This is a genomic window from Aeromonas hydrophila subsp. hydrophila ATCC 7966 (assembly GCF_000014805.1).
Lineage (GTDB): Bacteria > Pseudomonadota > Gammaproteobacteria > Enterobacterales > Aeromonadaceae > Aeromonas > Aeromonas hydrophila.
On record NC_008570.1, the window covers coordinates 291,288 to 311,797 of the forward strand.

At 61.4% G+C, this 20,510-nt stretch carries 17 protein-coding genes; 8 read left to right on the forward strand and 9 right to left on the reverse strand.

Annotation, left to right across the window (positions count from 1 at the left end):
• Positions 1-85 precede the first annotated feature (85 nt).
• On the reverse strand, positions 86-736 hold the full coding sequence (gene yihA, locus AHA_RS01325; protein ID WP_011704276.1) for a ribosome biogenesis GTP-binding protein YihA/YsxC: 651 nt from the start codon (positions 734-736) through the stop codon (positions 86-88).
• A 142-nt stretch (positions 737-878) separates the two neighbouring features.
• On the opposite strand from yihA, the gene AHA_RS01330 reads away from it, so the two are divergent.
• The 4 genes from AHA_RS01330 (at position 879) to hemN (ending at position 4,755) form a co-directional block, all read left to right on the forward strand.
• Entirely contained in the window at positions 879-1,496 is a 618-nt protein-coding gene (locus tag AHA_RS01330) for a c-type cytochrome (protein ID WP_016349084.1), read from the forward strand.
• Positions 1,497-2,323: 827 nt separating this feature from the next.
• The gene (gene yihI, locus AHA_RS01335) at positions 2,324-2,902 is read left to right on the forward strand and encodes a Der GTPase-activating protein YihI (RefSeq protein WP_041217267.1); all 579 of its coding nucleotides are present in this window, start codon (positions 2,324-2,326) and stop codon (positions 2,900-2,902) included.
• A gap of 11 nt (positions 2,903-2,913) precedes the next feature.
• Positions 2,914-3,354, forward strand: a complete 441-nt coding sequence (locus tag AHA_RS01340; RefSeq protein WP_011704279.1) for a DUF2489 domain-containing protein — start codon at positions 2,914-2,916, stop codon at positions 3,352-3,354.
• Positions 3,355-3,381: 27 nt separating this feature from the next.
• On the forward strand, positions 3,382-4,755 hold the full coding sequence (hemN, locus tag AHA_RS01345) for an oxygen-independent coproporphyrinogen III oxidase (RefSeq protein WP_011704280.1): 1,374 nt from the start codon (positions 3,382-3,384) through the stop codon (positions 4,753-4,755).
• A gap of 68 nt (positions 4,756-4,823) precedes the next feature.
• Here the strand turns inward: hemN and add are convergent, their stop codons facing one another.
• The 5 genes from add to glnA form a co-directional block, all read right to left on the reverse strand.
• A complete protein-coding gene (gene add, locus AHA_RS01350; protein WP_011704281.1) occupies positions 4,824-5,825 on the reverse strand; it encodes an adenosine deaminase in 1,002 nt (333 codons plus the stop codon).
• 141 nt (positions 5,826-5,966) lie between these two features.
• On the reverse strand, positions 5,967-7,385 hold the full coding sequence (gene glnG / locus AHA_RS01355) for a nitrogen regulation protein NR(I) (protein ID WP_010635441.1): 1,419 nt from the start codon (positions 7,383-7,385) through the stop codon (positions 5,967-5,969).
• A 9-nt stretch (positions 7,386-7,394) separates the two neighbouring features.
• Positions 7,395-8,450, reverse strand: coding sequence for a nitrogen regulation protein NR(II) (gene glnL, locus AHA_RS01360; RefSeq protein ID WP_011704282.1), 1,056 nt, complete (start codon positions 8,448-8,450; stop codon positions 7,395-7,397).
• Positions 8,451-8,530: 80 nt separating this feature from the next.
• The gene (locus AHA_RS01365) at positions 8,531-9,112 is read right to left on the reverse strand and encodes a DUF4124 domain-containing protein (protein ID WP_011704283.1); all 582 of its coding nucleotides are present in this window, start codon (positions 9,110-9,112) and stop codon (positions 8,531-8,533) included.
• Between the two features lie 92 nt (positions 9,113-9,204).
• A complete protein-coding gene (gene glnA / locus AHA_RS01370) occupies positions 9,205-10,614 on the reverse strand; it encodes a glutamate--ammonia ligase (protein WP_011704284.1) in 1,410 nt (469 codons plus the stop codon).
• A 351-nt stretch (positions 10,615-10,965) separates the two neighbouring features.
• Here glnA and typA point away from each other — a divergent pair, with 351 nt between their 5' ends.
• The 3 genes from typA (at position 10,966) to dtd (ending at position 14,341) form a co-directional block, all read left to right on the forward strand.
• Entirely contained in the window at positions 10,966-12,777 is a 1,812-nt protein-coding gene (typA, locus tag AHA_RS01375) for a translational GTPase TypA (RefSeq protein WP_011704285.1), read from the forward strand.
• A gap of 173 nt (positions 12,778-12,950) precedes the next feature.
• Positions 12,951-13,823 carry a virulence factor BrkB family protein gene (locus AHA_RS01380; protein ID WP_011704286.1) on the forward strand — a complete coding sequence of 291 codons (873 nt, stop codon included), beginning with the start codon at positions 12,951-12,953 and terminating at the stop codon, positions 13,821-13,823.
• A gap of 80 nt (positions 13,824-13,903) precedes the next feature.
• On the forward strand, positions 13,904-14,341 hold the full coding sequence (gene dtd, locus AHA_RS01385) for a D-aminoacyl-tRNA deacylase (protein ID WP_011704287.1): 438 nt from the start codon (positions 13,904-13,906) through the stop codon (positions 14,339-14,341).
• Here the strand turns inward: dtd and AHA_RS01390 are convergent.
• Positions 14,330-15,007, reverse strand: coding sequence for a spermidine synthase (locus tag AHA_RS01390; protein WP_165444122.1), 678 nt, complete (start codon positions 15,005-15,007; stop codon positions 14,330-14,332). The genes dtd and AHA_RS01390 overlap by 12 nt on opposite strands.
• 173 nt (positions 15,008-15,180) lie before the next feature.
• On the opposite strand from AHA_RS01390, the gene AHA_RS01395 reads away from it, so the two are divergent.
• A complete protein-coding gene (locus tag AHA_RS01395) occupies positions 15,181-16,089 on the forward strand; it encodes a bifunctional GNAT family N-acetyltransferase/hotdog fold thioesterase (RefSeq protein ID WP_011704289.1) in 909 nt (302 codons plus the stop codon).
• A gap of 62 nt (positions 16,090-16,151) precedes the next feature.
• Here AHA_RS01395 and AHA_RS01400 read toward each other — a convergent pair whose 3' ends face one another.
• Complete coding sequence (locus tag AHA_RS01400; RefSeq protein WP_011704290.1) at positions 16,152-18,218, reverse strand: AsmA family protein; 2,067 nt, start codon at positions 18,216-18,218, stop codon at positions 16,152-16,154.
• 142 nt (positions 18,219-18,360) lie between these two features.
• Complete coding sequence (recG, locus tag AHA_RS01405; protein ID WP_164927511.1) at positions 18,361-20,430, reverse strand: ATP-dependent DNA helicase RecG; 2,070 nt, start codon at positions 20,428-20,430, stop codon at positions 18,361-18,363.
• Positions 20,431-20,510: the final 80 nt, after the last annotated feature.

Consider the following 20,510-nt stretch of genomic DNA (forward strand, 5'->3'; position numbering starts at 1 on the left):
GGCAAGCAGACTGAAAGCCTTTCAATCAGCGGAGGAGCTGCTCCGCCAATTGCAGGGTTTGGTTGTGGTGTATACAGGACGTAGCCTACTCCTCGAGCGGTGCTTGCTCACCGTCAGTCATGTCATCGGCGCCCGCCAGGTACCAGCCAGTCAGCGTCTGTGCCAGTTTTTCGACCCCGATCTGGGTCAGGGAAGAGAAGGCTTCCACCTGGATCTGCGGACCCAGCTCGGCTACGGCCTGACGTACCTTGATGACCTGATTGTTGCGCGGACCTGGGCTCAGCTTGTCGGCCTTGGTCAGCAGCAGCATGACCGGCAGTTTGCGGTGAGAGCTCCACTCCAGCATATTCATATCGGTATCTTTGAGCGGATGGCGGATGTCCATCAGGATCACCAGACCTTTCAATGACTCACGACGCTGCAGATATTCCGCCAGCGACTTTTGCCACTTGAGCTTCATTTCCAGCGGAACCTGCGCATAACCGTAGCCCGGCAGGTCGACCAGACGCTTGCCCGGTTCCAGCTCAAACAGGTTGATCAGCTGGGTGCGTCCCGGCGTCTTACTGGTGCGAGCCAGGTTCTTGTGCTTGGTCAAGGTATTCAATGCAGATGACTTACCGGCGTTGGAACGGCCGGCAAACGCAATCTCGACACCCCCATCATTTGGCAGGTGACGGATGTCGGGTGCGCTGGTCACAAAATGCACCTTATTGAAATTCAGAGTTTGTGTATCCAACGTAAATTCCCCATAGAGATAGAGGGTTATAGAGTTACTTTTTTGTGAAATCGTGTAAAATGGCGTCGCTTAAACGCGTTTATTTTAACATGCCTTCAGCGGCATGGGATCTGGAAGCCTAATAACGAGAAGTTGGAACGCCATGAAGAACCTAGTCATTACTCTTGCTCTGATGGTTGGCGTAACGGGGATGGCACAAGCCAAGGGCGATGCCGCTGCGGGACAAACCAAGGCTGCCGTTTGCGCGGCTTGTCATGGACCGGACGGCAACAGCCTAGTCGATATGTACCCCAAGATTGCTGGTCAGCACGCATCATATATCAAAAAGCAGTTAGTTGAACTGAAGGCTGCAGCTTCTGGTCAAACTGGCCGGGTTGCACCTATCATGGGGCCGATGGCGCTTCCTCTGTCTGAACAGGACATGGAAGACCTGGCAGCCTACTTCTCCAGTCAGAAGGTGACGCCGCTCGCGGTACCCGATGACGCCGTCGCTGCAGGCAAGGCGCTGTACATGGGAGGGGACATGAGCCGTGGTCTGGCTGCCTGTACTGCCTGCCATGGTCCGCGTGGTTCGGGCGTCGAGCAGGCCAAGTATCCGAGCCTGTCCGGCCAGCATCCTGCCTACATCAAGGCCCAGCTCACGGCCTTTAGGGCCGCTGCCCGTGACAACGACCCGAACAGCATGATGCGGGACGTTGCCAAGAAGCTGACCGATCAGGATATCGAAGTACTGTCCAAATATGTGGCAGGTCTGCACTGATCAAGCCGGATGATATTATCTCATTGATATTGACGAGGAGCCGCCGGCTCCTCGTTTCTTTTTGGCCTTTAACACCATTTGGCCAATTTTTTCTCGCATTGTTGTAAGAGATCTCCCATTCATCAGCCTGGCCAGGGCTTAAACATTTTTAGAAAAATGCTTAGTAATTCATTAATTTCAATATGTTAAATGACAATAAGTCATTTATCTCCGTTTGAAAACGTTCCTGATGGATTGAGTCACTTTATTAAATTGATACAGTGGATGCATGGAATGACCAACGCGGCGGTTCACGACCGGGATGTCGTGAAGACAGGATGTCGATGAGGCTGGATGCCAAGGGCCACGCGAGTGGCAGGCAATGAATTGAAAGACCAGGATGGTGACCGTTCAGGAAGAGCGGGGCTGCGGGAAGCAACCACCCCAGAAGATGACCGGACGTCGTCTGCATGGGTCAGGCAAGCACACGTACATTCAGGATCGACCAATTAAGGTCAGGATGACCATACACAAGATATGATGCGCAGAGGTATCACCACGGACAGGGTGATTTGCAGCCAGGGATGGGACTCGCATAAACATATCAAGGCAGCTTCGGCTGCCTTTTTTCTTTTGGGTCATTAACCCGCTTGGTCATTCTGTGTCAAAATACCAGCAACATGCCCAGAGGATGCCGATCCTGCGGTATTCGAAGGCCATTTATGGCCGGATTGGTGCGGGATCCCGCTCTGTTTCTAATCCATCGTCCCCCGTGTCAGCATCCTCTTCCGGACCTTTTCGAACCGGAAACGGGTTTCAATCCAGTTATTTGTCGGAGTCATTCATTCATGTCGGCTAAACAACCCAATCGCAAGCCTGCCGGTAAGCGCAAAGAATCAGATGCCAGTGCCCAGGAAGGCCGTGAGCGCAAACGCGCCGCCAAGCGCAAGGGCTTGAAGGCAGGATCCCGCCAGCAGGTCGAGCAGGCCGGCAAGAAGAGTGGCACCAAACAGGCCAAGGATCCGCGCATCGGCTCCCGCAAGCCGGTTGCCCTGATCGTGGAAGAGAAGAGCAGCAAGCCGGTCGCACCCAAGCAGATCAAAGAGAAGAAGCTGGTGATGACGCCGGAGCAGGAACTGGCCTCCATCGAGAATGATGATCGCCTGAATGACCTGCTGGATCGGCTCGATGCCGGTGAGACCCTGGAAGCAACCGAGCAGGCCTGGGTCGATCAGCGGGTTGACCGTTATCAGGAGCTGATGGACGAGCTTGGCATCATCGACACTGATGATGACGAAGACGAGGCTGATTTTGATGAGGCCGACTTTGACGAGCCGGGCCAGCCAGCCTCCGAAGAGGAGCTGTGGGATCGTTTCACCCAGGTCGACTATCAGCCAGAGCCCAAGCCTGAGCCGAAGAAAAAGTGATGAGTGGATGGATGCTGGCCGCCTTGTTGGGCGGCCTGATTTTGTTGGGACTGGCCTGGTATGCTGGTACCTTGCTGGCGCGTCTCAAGCGCCAGCACGACAGTCAGCAGCAGGCTGTCGCGGCCCGCAATGAACGGATCCTCGAGAGTGTCAGGGTGATTGCCCATGCGGTACGGGATGGTCAGTGCGACTACTCCGAGGGCGCCATCCGGTTGACCAATCTGCTGGATGCGTTGCAGATCAAGGGCGGTCGCGCCTTTGCCGGTGAATTTCCGGGTTTGTACGGTCTCTACGAGAAGGTGAAGGATATGCCGACTCATGAGGTGAGACGGGCCCTCAAACGCAATGAAGTCATGAAGATGGATCTCGAACGCAGTGGCTATGAGGCCGAGCTGGAGGCGCAGATCCTCGAGGATGTGGCCAGACTGAAGGATTTTCAGTTAAGCCGGTGAGCCGATAACAAAAAAGAGGAAGCAAGCGTGCAAGCAGAACAGATTGTGTGGGATCAGGCCCTGATCGAGAAATATAACTACAGCGGTCCGCGTTACACCTCCTATCCCACTGCGCTGGAGTTCAACGAGGGTTTCGGTTATCCGGACTTCGTCCAGGCCGCGAGCCAGTATCCGGCGCGCAACCTGTCGCTCTACGTACATATCCCCTTCTGTCACAAGCTCTGCTACTACTGCGGCTGCAACAAGGTGATCACTCGTCACCGTCACAAGGCCGATCAGTACCTCGATTTCCTCGAGCAGGAGATCAAGGCGCAGGCCCCGCTGTTCAAGCAGCGGCTGGTGACCCAGTTGCACTGGGGCGGCGGCACGCCAACCTATCTGGATGAACCCCAGACTCGCCGACTGATGGCCATGTTGCGGGAGCATTTCCACTTCGCCGAAGAGGGCGAAATCAGCATCGAGGTGGATCCGCGCGAGATCGAGCTCTCCATGCTGGACGTGCTGCGGGAAATCGGCTTCAACCGCATCAGCCTCGGCGTGCAGGACTTCAACAAGGAGGTCCAGGTCGCGGTCAACCGCGAGCAGGACAACGACTTCATCCGCGCCATGCTGGAGCGGGCCCGCGAACTGGGCTTTCGTTCCACCAACCTGGATCTCATCTACGGTCTGCCGCACCAGAACCGGGAGAGCTTCCATCACACCCTGGAGGAGGTGCTCAAGACCGATCCGGCCCGCCTCTCCATCTTCAACTATGCCCACCTGCCCAGCCGTTTTGCCGCCCAGCACAAGCTGAAAGAGGCGGACATGCCGGCGCCGCAGGAAAAACTGGCCATGCTGCAGGACACCATCGCCTTCCTGACCGGCCGTGGTTATCAGTTCATCGGCATGGATCACTTCGCCAAGCCGGACGACGAGCTGGCGGTAGCCCAGCGTGAGGGCAAGCTGCACCGCAACTTCCAGGGCTATACCACCCAGGGGGATTGCGATCTGCTGGGGCTGGGGGTCTCCTCCATCAGCATGATCGGCGATGCCTATTCCCAGAACCAGAAAGAGCTCAAGGCCTACTATGGTCAGGTGGAAACGCTGGGGCATGCCCAGTGGAAGGGGTGCTCTCTCAATCAGGATGACCTGATCCGCCGCGAGGTGATCAAGCGCCTCATCTGCGATTTTCGCCTGAACTTTGCCGCCGTCGAGCAGGCCCATGGCCTGGTGTTCAGAGAGTACTTCGCGGAGGATCTCAAACTGCTGCAGACCTTCATCGATGATGGCCTGGTGCGGATGACTGAAGAGGGGCTGGAGGTGATCTCCACCGGCCAGCTGCTGATCCGCAACATCTGCATGTGCTTCGATGTCTACCTGCGCAACAAGGCGCGCCAGCAGCAGTTCTCCCGGGTGATCTAAGCCGGTCGATGTCGTTGGAAAATAAAAAAACCGCCGAGAGGCGGTTTTTTTATTGGGCTTGGCTGCACTCAGCGCTGGGCTGCGCGGGCACTCAGCTCGGCCTTCTCGGCCTCGCTCAGGAAGGCCAGGGTCAGGCCGTTCTGCTGGGCGGTGCGGATCTCGCTCACCGTCATGCCGGCAGCCGGGGCCGCCACCTCGTATTCGTGGGGCAGGTCGATGCCTTCCACCGCCGGGTCGTCGGTGTTGAGGCAAGCCAGCACGCCGGCGGCCAGGAACTGGCGGATCGGGTGTTCGGTCAGGCTCGCTACCGTGGTGGTCTGAATGTTGGAGGTGAGGCAGGACTCGATGCCGATGCGGTGCTCGGCCAGATAGGCCATCAGGGCCGGATCCTGAATGGCTTTGACGCCGTGGCCGATACGTTCGGCACCCAGCTCGCGAATGGCCTGCCACATGCTCTCGGGGCCGGCGGCTTCACCGGCGTGCACGGTGACGCGCATGCCAGCATCACGCACCCGGCGGAAGTGGTCGGTGAACAGCTCGCCCGGGAAGCCCAGCTCGTCGCCGGCCAGATCGATGGCAATCAGCCGATCGCGATGGGCCAGACAGGCATCCAGCTCTTGCTTGCACTGCTCGGTGCCGAAGGTGCGGCTCATGATGCCGATCAGGTTGGTCTTGATGCCGAAGTCGCGGCTGCCAGCCGCCACGCCGTCGATGATGGCTTCGACCACGCCCTGCGGGTGCAGCTTGTGGGCCATCGCCATGTAGGCCGGGCTGAAACGCAGCTCGGCATAGTCGATGCCGGCGCGCAGCAGATCTTCCACGTTTTCGTAGGCGACCCGGCGGCAGGCGTCGTAGTCGGCCAGCACGGCCACGCCCCAGTCCAGCTTCTTGAGGAAGGCGACCAGGCTCGGTTCATTCTCGACGATCTGCACATGGGGGCGCAGCGCCTCCAGCTCGAAGGCGGGCAGTTGAATGTTGTGCTGACGGCCCAGCTCGAGGATGGTCTGCGGGCGGATGTTGCCGTCCAGATGGCGGTGCAGGTCGGTCAGGGGAAGAGATCTGTCAATCATGATGGCGCCTTCTTCGAGTCGGGTGTGAAAGCCTGCCATTCTAGGCAGGGATCTCAAAAAAGATACCCCGTTTGAAATCAAACGGGGTCTTATTGGTCGGTGATTTGCCAAGGCGTGATGGGAATCGTTTTTCCCAAGGACTCAGGAGAGGTCGAGTTCTTTCAGCTTGCGGGTGAGGGTGTTGCGCCCCCAACCGAGCAGCCGTGCCGCCTCCTGCTTGTGACCATGGGTGTGGTCAAGTGCGGTTTCCAGCATGATCCGCTCGAACTGGGGCAGGGCATCGGCCAGTATGTCGGTCTCCCCCAGCGCCAGCTTGGCGGCGACCCAATCCTGCAACTGCTGCTGCCAGCCGCCAGACAGGGCCGGCTGACCCGGTTCGGCGGTGCTGGTGATGGGGGTGAGCAGCTCGGTGGGCAGATCGCTCACCAGCACCTCCTGGCCCGAAGCCATCACGGTAAGCCAGCGGCAGACGTTCTCCAGCTGGCGCACGTTGCCCGGCCAGGGCAGGCGGCTGATGTAGGCCTGGGTATCCGGATGCAGGCTCTTGGCCTCCACGTTCAGCTCCTTGGCCGCCCGCAGCAGGAAGTGCTGGGCCAGTTGGGGAATGTCCTCACGCCGCTCCTTGAGGGCGGGAATGTGGATCCGGATGACATTGAGGCGGTGGAACAGGTCTTCCCGAAACTCGCCGTCTGCCACTCGCTTCTCCAGATTCTGGTGGGTGGCGGCGATGATCCGCACATCCACCTGCACCGGCTGATGGCCGCCAACCCGGTAGAACTGGCCGTCGGCCAGTACCCGCAGCAGTCGGGTCTGCACATCTAGCGGCATGTCGCCGATCTCGTCGAGAAACAGGGTGCCGCCGTCGGCCTGTTCGAAGCGGCCGTGGCGAATGTTGTTGGCGCCGGTGAAGGCCCCTTTCTCATGGCCGAACAGTTCCGATTCGATGAGATCTTTCGGGATGGCGGCCATGTTGAGGGCGATGAAGTTCTTGTGGGCGCGCGGGCTGTGCTTGTGCAGGGCGTGGGCGACCAGCTCCTTGCCGGTGCCGCTCTGGCCGTTGATCAGCACCGAGATGCTGGAGCGCGACAGCCGGCCGATGGCGCGGAACACCTCCTGCATCGCCGGTGCCTCGCCGATGATCTCCGGGCTGCTGGCCGGATCCTGCTGGCGAGCCTTGCGTTTGGTGCGTTGCTCCTTGAGGTGATTCTCGGCGCGGCGCACCAGGGTGACCGCCTCGTCGATATCGAACGGCTTGGGCAGGTATTCGAAGGCGCCGCGCTGGTAGGCATTGACCGCGCTGTCGAGATCCGAGTGGGCGGTCATGATGATGATGGGCAGATCGGCCTGGCGGCGATGGATCTGCTCCAGCAGGCTGAGGCCGTCGATGCCGGGCATGCGGATATCGGAGAGGATCACGTCCGGTGAGCGCATTTCCAGCGAGCTCAGCAGCGCCTCGCCATCGGCGAAGCTCTCGCACTCGAAACCTTCACTGCCGAGGGTGCGCTCCAGCACCCAGCGGATAGAACTGTCGTCATCGACGATCCACACTTTTGCTGTCATGACGTTCCCTTATTTGCGAAGCGGTAGAAAGATGGTGAATTCGGTGTGGCCGGGCCAGCTGATGCAGTCGATCCGCCCCTTGTGCTGGTCGATCAGGTTCTGGGCGATGGAGAGGCCGAGCCCGGTGCCCCCCTCCTTGCCGGTGATCATCGGATAGAAGAGGGTGTCGCGGATGGCATCCGGGATGCCGGGGCCGTTGTCGATGATCTTGATCTCGGCCGCCAGCCGGTAGCGCTGGCCGTGGATGGTGATCTGGAACGCGGTGCGGGTCTTGATGCGGATGAGGCCGGTCTGCTCGCCGATGGCCTCGGCGGCGTTGCGCACCATGTTGAGGAAGGCCTGCTGCAGCTGGTCCGGTTCCATCTCGAACTCCGGGATGCTGGGATCGTAATCCCGCTCGATGCGTACCGTCGGCGGTAGCTCCAGCTCTACCAGCCGGCGCACCTGCTCCAGCACCGAGTGCACGTTGTGCATCTGGTGACGACCCGGGCGCTGGGGGCCGAGCAACCGATCGACCAGCACCCGCAGCCGGTCGGCCTGTTCGATGATGATGCCGGTGTATTCGCGCAGGGCGGGGTCGGGCAGCTCCTTTTGCAGCAGCTGGGCCGCACCGCGCAGACCGCCGAGGGGATTCTTGATCTCGTGGGCCAGGCCGCGCACCAGCTCCTTGGCCGCCTGTTGCTGGGCATGCTGCTGCAGCTCCTGGCTGATCTTCTTCTGCTGGTCGATCTTGCGCAGCTCTACCACCATCAGCCGCTGCTCATGATCGGCCAGCGGGCTGACGCTCATCTCCACCAGTCTGGGCTCCCCTTCCACCACCAGGGTGACTTCGCTGTCGGTGAAGCCCTGCCCCGAGCTGAGGCACTGCTTGAGCCGCTGCAGATCGAGGGAGATGTGTTCCAGCAGATGGGGTAGCTCGATACCGATCAGCCGGCGCTGACTGAGGGAGAGCAGCTGCTCGGCGGCCGGGTTGACGAATTGTATGCAGAGCCGTTCATCCATCAGGATGACGGCGGTCAGCAAGTTATCGAGCAGTATCTTGGCTTGATCCGGGCGGGTTGGCACAGGTTTCTCCCTAAAACGGTGCTATACACCAGCAATGCACCAATGTGGTGCATTTAGTCTACCCGTATCGAGGCACAGGATCACCCCTTGTTGTTGAGGGGGGTCACTTTGGGTGCAGGATTGATGCTGGCCCGGTGCAGGTAGAAGGTGACTGGTTTGGATTTAGCAAGGATCGTACCGTCTTTGGCGAGCAGCTCGAGCTGGGCCTCATGGGCACCGCGATCGAGGTTTTCGACCCGGATGGCGAGCGAGTTTTTAACGATGGGGGCAGCCTTGCCGTCCAGGGTCAGGCGCACATCGTACTGGGTCGGCGGTTGCGGGCTGATCTGACCCTGAAACACCACGTTGCCGGTGTTGTCGCGCAGAGTGCTGCCCTGTTCCGGGGAGAGCAGTTCGATCACCAGCTTGGCCGCTTCCTTCTCTTTCTTGGCATCGACGCCGGTCAGGCTGTTGAAGTTGTCAACTTGCACCGAGCGGGGGGAACTGCCGATGAAGGGGGCTACACGCAGATCGACCTCCTTGGCTTTCTGGCCGGGGGGAGGGGCATCCGTGTAGTGAACGACCCCCTGGCTGTCGGTCCAGGAGTATACCTTGGCAGCCTGGGCACCGGTGGCGACCAGCAGCAACAGGCTCAGCATCCATACTGGGTTGGCGTTTTTCATCCATCTCTCCTTGACGGGATTTTGCTTAATCCTATCAGAGAAAAAACCCGCCTGTCGGCGGGTTTGGTCAAGTTCTGAGCTGGGTTCCGGATTTAAACGGAGTAGTACAGTTCGAACTCCAGCGGGTGCGGAGTCATGCGCACGCGGTCAACGTCCTGCTGCTTCAGCTCCAGATAGGAGTTGATGAAGTCGTCGCTGAATACGCCGCCGCGGGTCAGGAACTCGCGATCCGCATCCAGCGCGGCCAGGGCTTCGTCCAGAGAACCGGCAACGGTCGGCACTTCGGCGGCTTCTTCCGGCGGCAGGTCATACAAGTTCTTGTCCATGGCATCGCCCGGATGGATCTTGTTGATGATGCCGTCCAGACCGGCCATCAGCTGGGCTGCGAAGGCCAGGTACGGGTTGGCAGCCGGATCCGGGAAGCGGACTTCGATGCGGCGAGCTTTCGGGCTCGGCACGACCGGGATACGGATGGAGGCAGAGCGGTTGCGGGCAGAGTAGGCCAGCATGACCGGTGCTTCATAACCCGGTACCAGACGCTTGTAGGAGTTGGTGGTCGGGTTGGCGAAGGCGTTGATGGCCTTGGCGTGCTTGATGATGCCGCCGATGTAGTGCAGCGCCATCTCGGACAGACCGCCGTACAGGTCGCCGGCGAACAGGTTGACGCCGTTCTTGGCCAGGGACTGGTGGCAGTGCATGCCGGAGCCGTTGTCACCGAACATGGGTTTCGGCATGAAGGTGACGGTCTTGTTGTAGGCGTGGGCCACGTTGTGGATCACGTACTTCAGTACCTGCACTTCATCCGCTTTCAGGGTGAGGGTGTTGAAACGGGTCGCGATCTCGTTCTGACCGGCAGTCGCCACTTCGTGGTGGTGAGCTTCAACGACCTGGCCCATCTCTTCCAGCACCAGACACATGGCGGCACGGATGTCCTGAGAGGAGTCGACCGGTGCGACCGGGAAGTAGCCACCCTTGACGAAAGGACGGTGACCCTTGTTGCCGTGCTCGTAATCGGTACCGGAGTTCCAGGCGGCTTCTTCGGATTCGATCTTCACGAAGCTGTGGCCCATGGTGTTCGAGAAAGTGATGTTGTCGAACATGAAGAATTCCGGCTCCGGCCCGAACAGCACGGTGTCGGCGATGCCGCTGGACTTCAGGAAGTCTTCGGCACGCTTGGCGATGGAGCGCGGATCGCGGTCGTAGCCCTGCATGGTGGCCGGTTCCAGCACGTCACAGACGATGTTCAGGGTGGTCTCTTCAGTGAACGGATCCAGTTTGGCTGAGGCCGCATCCGGCATCAGCACCATGTCTGATTCGTTGATACCCTTCCAGCCGCCGATGGAGGAACCATCGAACATCTTGCCGTCTTCGAAGAAATCTTCGTCAACCTGATGGGAAGGGATGGATACGTGCTGCTCTTTACCCTTGGTGTCGGTAAAGCGCAGGTCGACAAACTTGACTTCGTGTTCCTGGATCAGGGCCAAAACGTTCTGGGCTGACATGCTAAGTAACCTCCGGTGTTAAAACTCTTAGGGTGAATGCGTCATCGCATTCACATAAGCCAGTATCGTGCCAAGTTTGTGACAGCTTGATTTCAGGGCATTTGGGGCTATAAGCCAGCCCTGAGACCCGCCATCTCAGCGCGTTACGCCTCAAAGTAGTGCATCCATGGATCGTTTTGGTGCACTAAAATGGTGCGCATTATACGGTCAGCACCCATCTAAGCAGGCTTTGATCGGAAGGTCTATGATCCTGATCCCCTGTTGTGCGCGAATGTACTGCAATTCTGCTAGGCAGATCACAAAGGCGAGAGTACAATTAGCGCCCAATTTTACCCGGTGATTGAGGCGAGAATGTTAGAGAATTTACGCAATATTGCGATTATTGCGCACGTTGACCACGGCAAAACGACTCTGGTTGATAAGCTGCTGCAGCAGTCCGGCACCCTGGACCGCTCCACGGAAGGCCAGGAACGGATCATGGACTCCAATGATCTGGAACGGGAACGTGGCATCACCATTCTCGCCAAGAACACTGCGATCCGCTGGAACGACTACCGCATCAACATCGTTGATACCCCGGGTCACGCCGACTTCGGTGGTGAGGTAGAGCGTGTACTGTCCATGGTTGACTCCGTGCTGCTGCTGGTTGACGCCGTTGACGGCCCGATGCCGCAAACCCGTTTCGTGACCCAGAAGGCATTCGCCCAGGGTCTGAAGCCGATCGTGGTCATCAACAAGATCGACCGTCCGGGTGCTCGTCCTGACTGGGTAATGGATCAGGTATTCGATCTGTTCGACAACCTGGGTGCCACCGACGAACAGCTGGACTTCAAAGTTGTTTACGCCTCTGCACTGAACGGTTGGGCCACCATGGATCAGGACGTTGAGTCCGATAACATGGAACCCCTGTTCCAGGCCATCGTCGACAACGTGGAAGCGCCCAAGGCTGATGCCGACGGTGGTTTCCAGATGCAGATCTCCCAGCTGGACTACAACTCCTATGTTGGCGTCATCGGTATCGGTCGCATCACCCGTGGTCGCGTCAAGACCAACCAGCAGGTCACCATCGTCGGTGCCGACGGCAAGTCCCGTACCGGCAAGGTCGGTCAGGTGCTGGGTTATCTGGGTCTGTCCCGTACCGAAGTTGCCGATGCGCAAGCTGGCGACATCATCGCCATCACCGGTCTGGGCGAGCTGAAGATCTCCGACACCATCTGTGACAACGGCGCCGTTGAAGCGCTGCCGCCGCTCTCCGTTGACGAGCCGACCGTGAACATGACCTTCCAGGTCAACACCTCACCGTTCGCCGGCAAAGAGGGCAAGTTCGTGACCTCCCGCAACATCCTGGAACGTCTGAACCAGGAGCTGGTCCACAACGTGGCCCTGCGCGTGGAAGAGACCGATGATCCGGACAAGTTCCGTGTCTCCGGCCGTGGTGAACTGCACCTGTCCATCCTGATCGAAAACATGCGTCGCGAAGGTTACGAGCTGGCGGTATCCCGTCCGGAAGTTATCCTGCGCACCGTAGACGGCGTTTTGCAAGAACCGTTCGAAACCGTAACTGTGGACGTGGAAGAAGCACACCAGGGTTCCGTGATGGAGCAACTCGGCCTGCGCAAGGGCGAGATGACCAACATGACTCCGGATGGCAAAGGCCGTGTTCGCCTGGACTTCATGATCCCGAGCCGTGGCCTGATCGGCTTCCAGACCGAGTTCATGACCCTGACCTCCGGTACCGGTCTGCTGTACCACACCTTCGACCACTACGGTCCGCACAAGGGTGGCAGCATCGGCGAGCGTCAGAACGGCGTGCTGATCTCCAACGCTACCGGCAAGGCGCTGACCTATGCCCTGTTCGGTCTGCAAGACCGCGGTCGTCTGTTCATCGGTCACGCGACCGAAGTGTACGAAGGCCAGGTGATCGGTATTCACTCCCGTTCCAACGACCTGACCGTAAACTGCCTGAAGGGCAAGCAGCTGACCAACATGCGTGCCTCCGGTACCGACGAAGCCCAGGTGCTGACTCCGCCGATCCGCATGTCGCTGGAACAGGCTCTGGAGTTCATCGACAACGACGAACTGGTTGAAGTCACTCCGAAGAGCATCCGTATCCGCAAGAAACTGCTGACCGAGATGGATCGCAAGCGCGCCGGTCGTGCTTGATATCTGTTCATCGACAGACAGAGAGAGGCCTTCGGGCCTCTTTTTTTATGCCTGATCGCCGCCGACAGGCGGCTGCAGGTGCCGATGTGAGTCGCACCCGGCCGGCCCATGGGTGGTCAAATGACCATGCTATCTGACACAATGTCTGCACTATGAAGACGTTGGGAGTGACAATGCAGCAGAAATTCGGCGGCCGTCTCGGCCATGCCCTCTCTTTTTTACGCCACGATGGCGGCCACTTTGCCCAGTTTGTCTGGGGCCGTTTCCAGCAGGACAGGCTGACGGTCACTGCCGGCTATCTGGCCTATGTGACCCTGCTCTCCCTGGTGCCGATGATCGCCGTGGTATTCGGCATGATGTCGGCCTTTCCGGTGTTTCAGAGCCTGAAGCAGGCGATGGAGCAGTTCGTCTATCACAACTTCGTGCCTACGGCCGGCGAGATGCTCAAGGAGTACATCGACGGCTTCGTGGCCAACGCCACCAACACCACGGCTGTCGGTATCGGCGCTCTGATCGTGGTGGCACTGATGCTGATCTCGGCCATCGACAAAAACCTCAACTATATCTGGCGCTCCACCCAGAGCCGGCCGCTGGCGCAGGCATTCGCCATGTACTGGATGATCCTGACACTGGGGCCGGTGCTCATCGGGGCAAGCATCGCCATCTCCTCCTACATTTTCTCGCTGCGGCTGTTCGGGGCCGAGAGCCTGTTCGGCATCGGCTATCTGTTGCTGCGTGGCCTGCCGTTCCTGTTCTCGGTGCTCACCTTTCTGCTGGTCTATACCGTGGTGCCCAACTGCAAGGTGCGGCTGATGCACGCCTTCATCGGTGCCCTGGTGGCGGCCACCCTGTTCGAGCTGGCCAAGCGCGGCTTTGCCATTTACATCACCAACTTCCCCTCCTATCAGGCCATCTATGGCGCGCTGGCGACCATCCCCATCCTGTTTGTCTGGGTCTACCTGAGCTGGTTGGTGGTCTTGCTTGGTGCGGAAACCACCGCCTGCCTCGGCGAATATGAGCGACCGGGTGCCGATGAGTTGGCCTGATCCGGTCCCTTGCTGTTAGCATCGACGACCGCCCCCATCAGCAGATGGGGGCGGTCGTTCCGTTTTGAGAGGAGAGGGATGTGATTGCACTGATTCAGCGGGTCAGCGAGGCCAGCGTAACGGTAGAGGGCGAGATGACCGGGGCTATCGGCCAGGGGCTGCTGGTGCTGCTCGGGGTGGAGCAGGGAGATGACGAGGCCAAGGCCGACAAGCTGCTGCACAAGGTGAGTGGTTACCGCATCTTCTCCGATGAGAATGGCAAGATGAACCTCAACGTAAGCCAGGCCGGCGGCGGCCTGTTGGTGGTCTCCCAGTTCACCCTGGCGGCGGATACCAACAAGGGGATGAGGCCCAGCTTCTCCGGCGGCGCCCATCCGGTCGAGGCCGAGCGGCTGTACGACTACTTCGTGGCGCAGGCCGCTGCCAGCGGCATCCCGACCGCCACCGGCCGCTTCGCCGCCGACATGAAGGTGGCGCTGGTCAATGACGGTCCGGTCACCTTCTGGCTACAGGTCTGACGCCAGCTCGTAGCGGGGGGCCGTGTGCAGCAGGACGTTGCGCAGCCCCGGCACCGGGTAGGGGGTGGTGGGGCCGACCCACTGCTCCAGCAGCATTAGCACCCGGGTCAGCTCGAGGCGGGTGCGCGGCAGGAGGTTGATGATGAGCTCACCGTTCAGGCGGGGGGCCAGCGCCTGATAGATCCGCTCCTGGAACAGCAGCGGCGGATTGCCGTCCTGGCTGAACAGGTCGAGCAGAATGAGGTCGTATTGCGCCTCGCTCTGTTCCAGAAAGGCGAGGGCATCGGCCTGGTGCAGGGTCGGCGTGCGCTGCGGGTGTTGGTCGGGCTGAAAGAACAGCTGATAGAGGGTGATCACCTCTTCATCGAGGTCGACGCACTCGTGACGGGCATCGGGCCAGCGCTGGTGCAGATGGCGGGTGAGATCGCCGCCCCCCAGCCCCAGCTCGAGGATGCTGCCGGCCTGCTCGGGCAACAGACAGGCGATCACCTGCTGATGTGGCAGGCAGAGGGTGGCGGGTTCGGTCAGGGACATGGCCGACTGCACCACGCCGTCGATCTCCAGCCAGCGATGATGGGCATTTTCCTGTACGGTGAGCCGGCGCTGGGGCTTGGCGCTGAGGTGCAATAAGTGGTCGGCTTGGTACGCTTGCAGATTGAAGTCCATGAATTTGCACGGCAAGATGGTTTTCGACCAGTGTAACTCAAGGATGGAACTATGTACCGGGTGGTCACCCCCCAGACGGCAGCCGAACCGGATGCCCATTATCAGTTGAGCTGGGAGGCATGGGTGCGCAAGCCCTTCCGTCTGTCCGTCGGCGCTAACTCAAGGATCGCTTTATGTACCGGGTAGTCACTCCTCAAACGGCCGCCGAGCTGGACGCTTACTACCAGTTGCGCTGGGAACTACTGCGTAAACCCTTCAATCTGCCCGTCGGTTCCGAGCGGGATGAATACGATACCGTCGCCATTCACCGGCTGATGCTGGCCCCCGACGGCACGCCCATCGCGGTGGGGCGGCTGTTTGTCGGCGGTGACGAGGCCCAGATCCGCTTCATGGCGCTGCGCCCCGAATTTCGTGGTCAGGGGCTGGGTGCCCGCATGGTGGAAGATCTCGAACAGCTGGCCCGCAGCGAGAAGGTGAAGCGGCTGGTGATGAATGCCCGCCAGGAGGCGGTGGAGTTCTACCGCAAGTGCGGCTTTCTGGAGGTGGGGGAAGGCCCCGTCTCCTTCGGCCGCATCCCGCACCGCCAGATGATCAAGTCCCTGAGCCCGCTGCAGACCATCCAGTACCGGCCGGAGTGGTGCCAGGACCTCACCACCCGCTGGTCGCGCGGCATTCCCATCAGCGAGAAGATGGGGGTGCACATCACCCACTACGACGGCCAGACCTTCCACCTCAAGGCCAATCTGGCGGCCAATCTCAACGTGCACGACACCATGTTCGCCGGCAGCATCTACAGCCAGTGCGTGCTGGCGGGCTGGGGTCTGATCTGGCTGCAGCTCAAGGAGGCGGGGCTGGTGGGGGATACAGTGCTGGCGGAGGGCAACATCAAGTACTACCGGCCGGTCAAAGAGGAACCGGAGGCGCGGGTGGCGCGCGAAGGCATGCCCGCCGTGCTCGAGCCGCTCAAGGCTGGCGAATCCGCCAAGTTCAGCCTCAAGATCAAGCTGTTCAGCGGCGACAAGCTGGCGGCCGAGTTCCTCGGGCACTACGTGGTGCAGCCGGTGAAGCGGCCGGGCCAGTAGCCCCGCGCTGGTTCCCATCAAGCAACAAGGCCTCATCACGAGGCCTTGTTGCTTTCTGTCGGTTAGCCGTTGACCGCCTGTGCGGCCGGGGCCTTCGGCGCCGGTCGCCAGAGCGGGCTGCTGTTGCCCTGGGGCGGGTAGCGTACACCGGTTTCCCAGCCACAGCCGTCCGGTTTTTGCTGGAAGCTCCAGCTGAGGGTCGGCTCGGCGAGCTTCCCGCGCCACTGGCCGAGCAGCTCGGTGCAGTGCTGGCCGTTGAGGACGCCCAGATCCAGCTGCCACTGCTCATTGACCAGATCGACGCTGCCCTGCACCCCCAGCAGGTGGGTGATGGTGGAGGCGCCGGCCTGCTCGATCTTCAGCTGGCCCTGCGCCACCTTGCCCTGCAGCTTGATGCGATAGAAGGGAGTGTCACCCTCCTGCATCGCCTGCCAGAGCTCGGCCGGGCTGAGGGTCGGTGCCGCCGCCTGCTTGAACCACTGATCGAGCAGCGGATCTATCTTCACCTTGTCCCAGAACGGCTCGGTGGCATCGAGCGCAATGTTCCCCTGCAGGGAGCTGCGCCAGGCGCCCGGGGTGCCGCCGTGCAGCGCCTGCAGATCGGCGCTCAGATCCATCTTGCCGGCGAAGGAGACGGGGGAGTGGAGGATCTTGCCCCACTGCACCAGATCCAGTTTCTCGCCCTTGAGCTGCAACCGGCTGGACTGGCCCGGCTCGCGTCCCCACTGGCCGCTCAGGCTGAGGCTGCCCTCATCCGGCAGCGAGCTGGTGAGCTTGTTGAGCTGCCAGGAGCCGGCCGTCAGCTCGCCATCCAGCTCGCCGTTGCGGGCGCTGAGGCCGTCCCACACCAGTTCGAACCAGGCGCTCTCGAGGCGGGCCCGGCCCAGCAGCGGCCCCGGCTGATTGCCGCGCAGGCTGAGATCGGTGAGATAGAACTGCCAGCCGGTCAGCGACAAGGGCAGGGTATCGTCGAAGGAGAGCACCTTGAGCTTGTCGAAGGCCAGCTTGCGGATGTCGATCTGCTGCGGGCGCCAGCGCTGCCAATCCTGCCACCACCCTTCCGGCAGGCTGATGTCCATGCCGCTCAGCGCCATGTCCTTGAGGGTCAGCTTCTGCTGCAGGGGATCGAGAGATAGCTCCAGGTTGAACTCCCCTTCATAGGCCTTGCCCTGCAACTCGGCATCCAGCTGCTGGGTCGAGAAGGCGACCTTGCCCTGGATGGCCTCCAGCTGGAACAGGCCACGGCCGAGATCGCCGAGGGTCCCCGAGAAGTAGCCGCTGGGCGTGCTGCCGGCCTGCCAGTTGAAGGCGGTCAGCTGGCCGTTGAGGTTGTTGAGGGCCAGCTCTCGCTCGATGTCGTTGAAGCTGAGATCCCGGATCTGGCCGAGATCCAGGCTGACCTGGCGCAGGGGGGATTCGGCTTTGGCAAGGGTGCCCCACTCGATGCGCATGCCCTGGGTCTTGAGGTTGTTCAGCCGCAGGCTGCGGGCGGGCCAGTCGAGCACCATGCCGGTTTCGAGCAGACCGTCGAACAGGTTGGCGGTCAGCTTGTCGGTACTCAGCACCTGCCCTTCCAACCGGCCAGCCAGATTGAGGCGGGAGAGGGCCCAGGCCGGGGTCGCCAGCTCATTGATGTTGAGGGTCAGGTTGGCCTGGGGCGGGCGCACCGGATTGAGCAACTGCCAGTCGCTCAGGGTGGCGTTGAGGCCGCGCAGGGTCAGCCCGTCGCTCTCCAGGCTGAGCCGGTCGATGGTGCTGTCGGCGATGGTGAGGGAGTGCACCGGCAGGCTCGGCAGCTGGTTGGGCAGCGGCAGCTTGATGGCCGGGCGGATGAGATCGAGATGGGCGATGCGCACATCGCGGCTCAGCCAGTCGATGCTCTCTATCTCGAGATAGATCTTGTCGAGGGTCACGGCGTTGCCGTAACTCACCTGCTCTGCCAGCAGGGTGTAGGGGTGAAGCGGGTTGAATACCAGTCGGCCTATGGTGACGGGCACGCCGGTCTGCTGGCTGAGCCAGCTGGCGATGGGCCCTTTGGCCCGCTCGGCGTCGAACAGGCCTAGCCCGACCCAGACAAAGAGCAACAGGAAGGCAAGGGTGTAGAGCAGGCCGCGCAGCCAGGAATTCATCAGTGCTTTCCTCCTGTTTCTGTTGTTTGGTCAGGCATTGGAATAGTGATCCCGCAGACCGAGCCAGCGCCGTATCAAGGGTTCGACATGGCTAGGGTGGCGGTCCATCAGGCAAGGTGACCATCTTCTGCCTCTGCCTTGGTCAAGCATTGGAATAGTGATCCCGCAGGCCGAGCCAACGCCGTATCAAGGGCTCGACATGGCTCGGGTGGCGGTCCATCAAGAAGCGCGCCATCTTCTGCACCTGCGGGATGAGCGGCTGATCCCGTACCAGATCGGCGATCTTGAGGTCAGCCAGACCGGTCTGGCGGGTGCCGAGCAGTTCGCCCGGGCCGCGCAGCTCCAGATCCCGCTGGGCGATGAGGAAGCCGTCGTTGGTCTCCCGCAACACCCCGAGCCGGCTCTGGGCCGTCTTGGACAAGGGGGCATGATAGAGCAGCACGCAGTGGGAGGCCACCGAGCCGCGCCCGACCCGGCCGCGCAGCTGGTGCAGTTGCGCCAGCCCCAGTCGCTCCGGGTTTTCGATGATCATCAGGCTGGCGTTGGGCACGTCCACCCCCACCTCGATGACGGTGGTGGCGACCAGCAGTTGCAGCATGCCCGCCTTGAACTCCTCCATCACCCGCTGTTTCTCGACCGGTCGCATCCGGCCGTGTACCAGCCCGATGTGCAGGCCGGGCAGCAGGTTTTGCAGTTCGGCGGCGGTGTCCTCGGCGGCCTGGCACTCCAGCACCTCCGACTCCTCGATCAGGGTGCAGACCCAGTAGGCCTGCTTGCCCTCCTCGCAGGCCAGCCTGACCCGTTCGATCACGTCCTGGCGGCGGCTGTCGGGCAGCGCCACCGTGGTGATGGGGGTTCGGCCCGGTGGCAGCTCGTCGATGATGGAGGTATCGAGGTCGGCATAGGCGGTCATCGCCAGGGTGCGGGGGATGGGGGTGGCGGTCATGATCAGCTGATGGGGATGTACCCCCTCCCGCTCCCCTTTTTCCCGCAGGGCGAGCCGCTGATGCACGCCGAATCTGTGCTGTTCGTCGATGATGACCAGAGCGAGGCGCTGGAACACTACCTGCTCCTGGAAGATGGCGTGGGTGCCCACCACCATCTTGACGCTGCCATCGGCGATGGCGGCCAGCGCTTCTTCTCGTGCCTTGCCCTTCTGCTTGCCCGCCAGCCAGCCGACTCCGATGCCGAGCGGTTCCAGCCACTTGGCGAAGTTGATGGCGTGCTGCTCGGCCAGCAGCTCGGTCGGCGCCATCAGCCCCACCTGACAGCCGTTGCCGATGGCCTGCAGGGCGGCCAGCGCCGCGACCAGCGTCTTGCCTGAGCCCACGTCCCCCTGCACCAGCCGCATCATGGGGTGGCTCTGTTGCAGATCCCGGCCGATCTCCGCCACCACCCGGTTCTGGGCGCCGGTGGGGGTGAACGGCAGGGCGCCGAGCAGTTGTTCTACCAGAGCAGGTGCCGGCTTGAGGGCGCGCGCCAGCTGGGTTTGTGCCTGGGCCCGCACCTTCAAGACCGAGAGGTTGTGGGCCAGCAGCTCCTCCAGCACCAGCCGCTGCTGGGCCGGGTGCTGGCCGCTCTCGAGCAGGGCCAGCGCGACAGAGGGGGGCGGACGGTGCAGCAGCTTCAGGGCCGCGGCCAGATCGATCTGCTGGGGATAGAGGCCGGCGGGCAGCAGCTCCTCCACGCCGTAGAGGTCGAGCTGGGCCAGCGCCTGATCGGTGAGGCTGCGCAGGGTGAGCTGGCGCAGCCCCTCGGTGGTCGGGTAGACGGGGGTGAGCGCCTCTTCGGTCTGGCCGGCCTGCTCCTCGCCGAGCAGCTTGTACTCGGGGTGGGCCATCTCCAGCCCGTACTTGCCGGGGCGCACCTCGCCGAAGCAGCGCATCAGCCGGCCCGGGCTCAGGCTGTTCTTCTGGGCGGCGGTGAAGTTGAAGAAGCGCAGGGTGAGGGTGCCGGTGCCGTCGCTGATGCGGCAGACCAGCATGCGGCGACGCCCCATCACCAGCTGAGTGTCCTGGATCTCCCCCTCGACGGCGCCGTGCAGGCCGGGTGGCAGATCGCCGATGGGCCACACCTGGGTGCGGTCCTCGTAGCGCAGGGGGAGGTGGAACAGCAGATCCTGCACCGTGGCCAGCCCCAGCCGCTCGAGCTTTTCCTGCATCTTGCTGCCGACGCCCTTGAGGCTGTCGAGGGAGATTTTATCCAATTTCATCAATTAGATGCCCGAAAACACTGTAAATATGTCCAGATGATAGGGTTTATTGCTGTCTCGACGCAAGCCGCGTCGTGCGG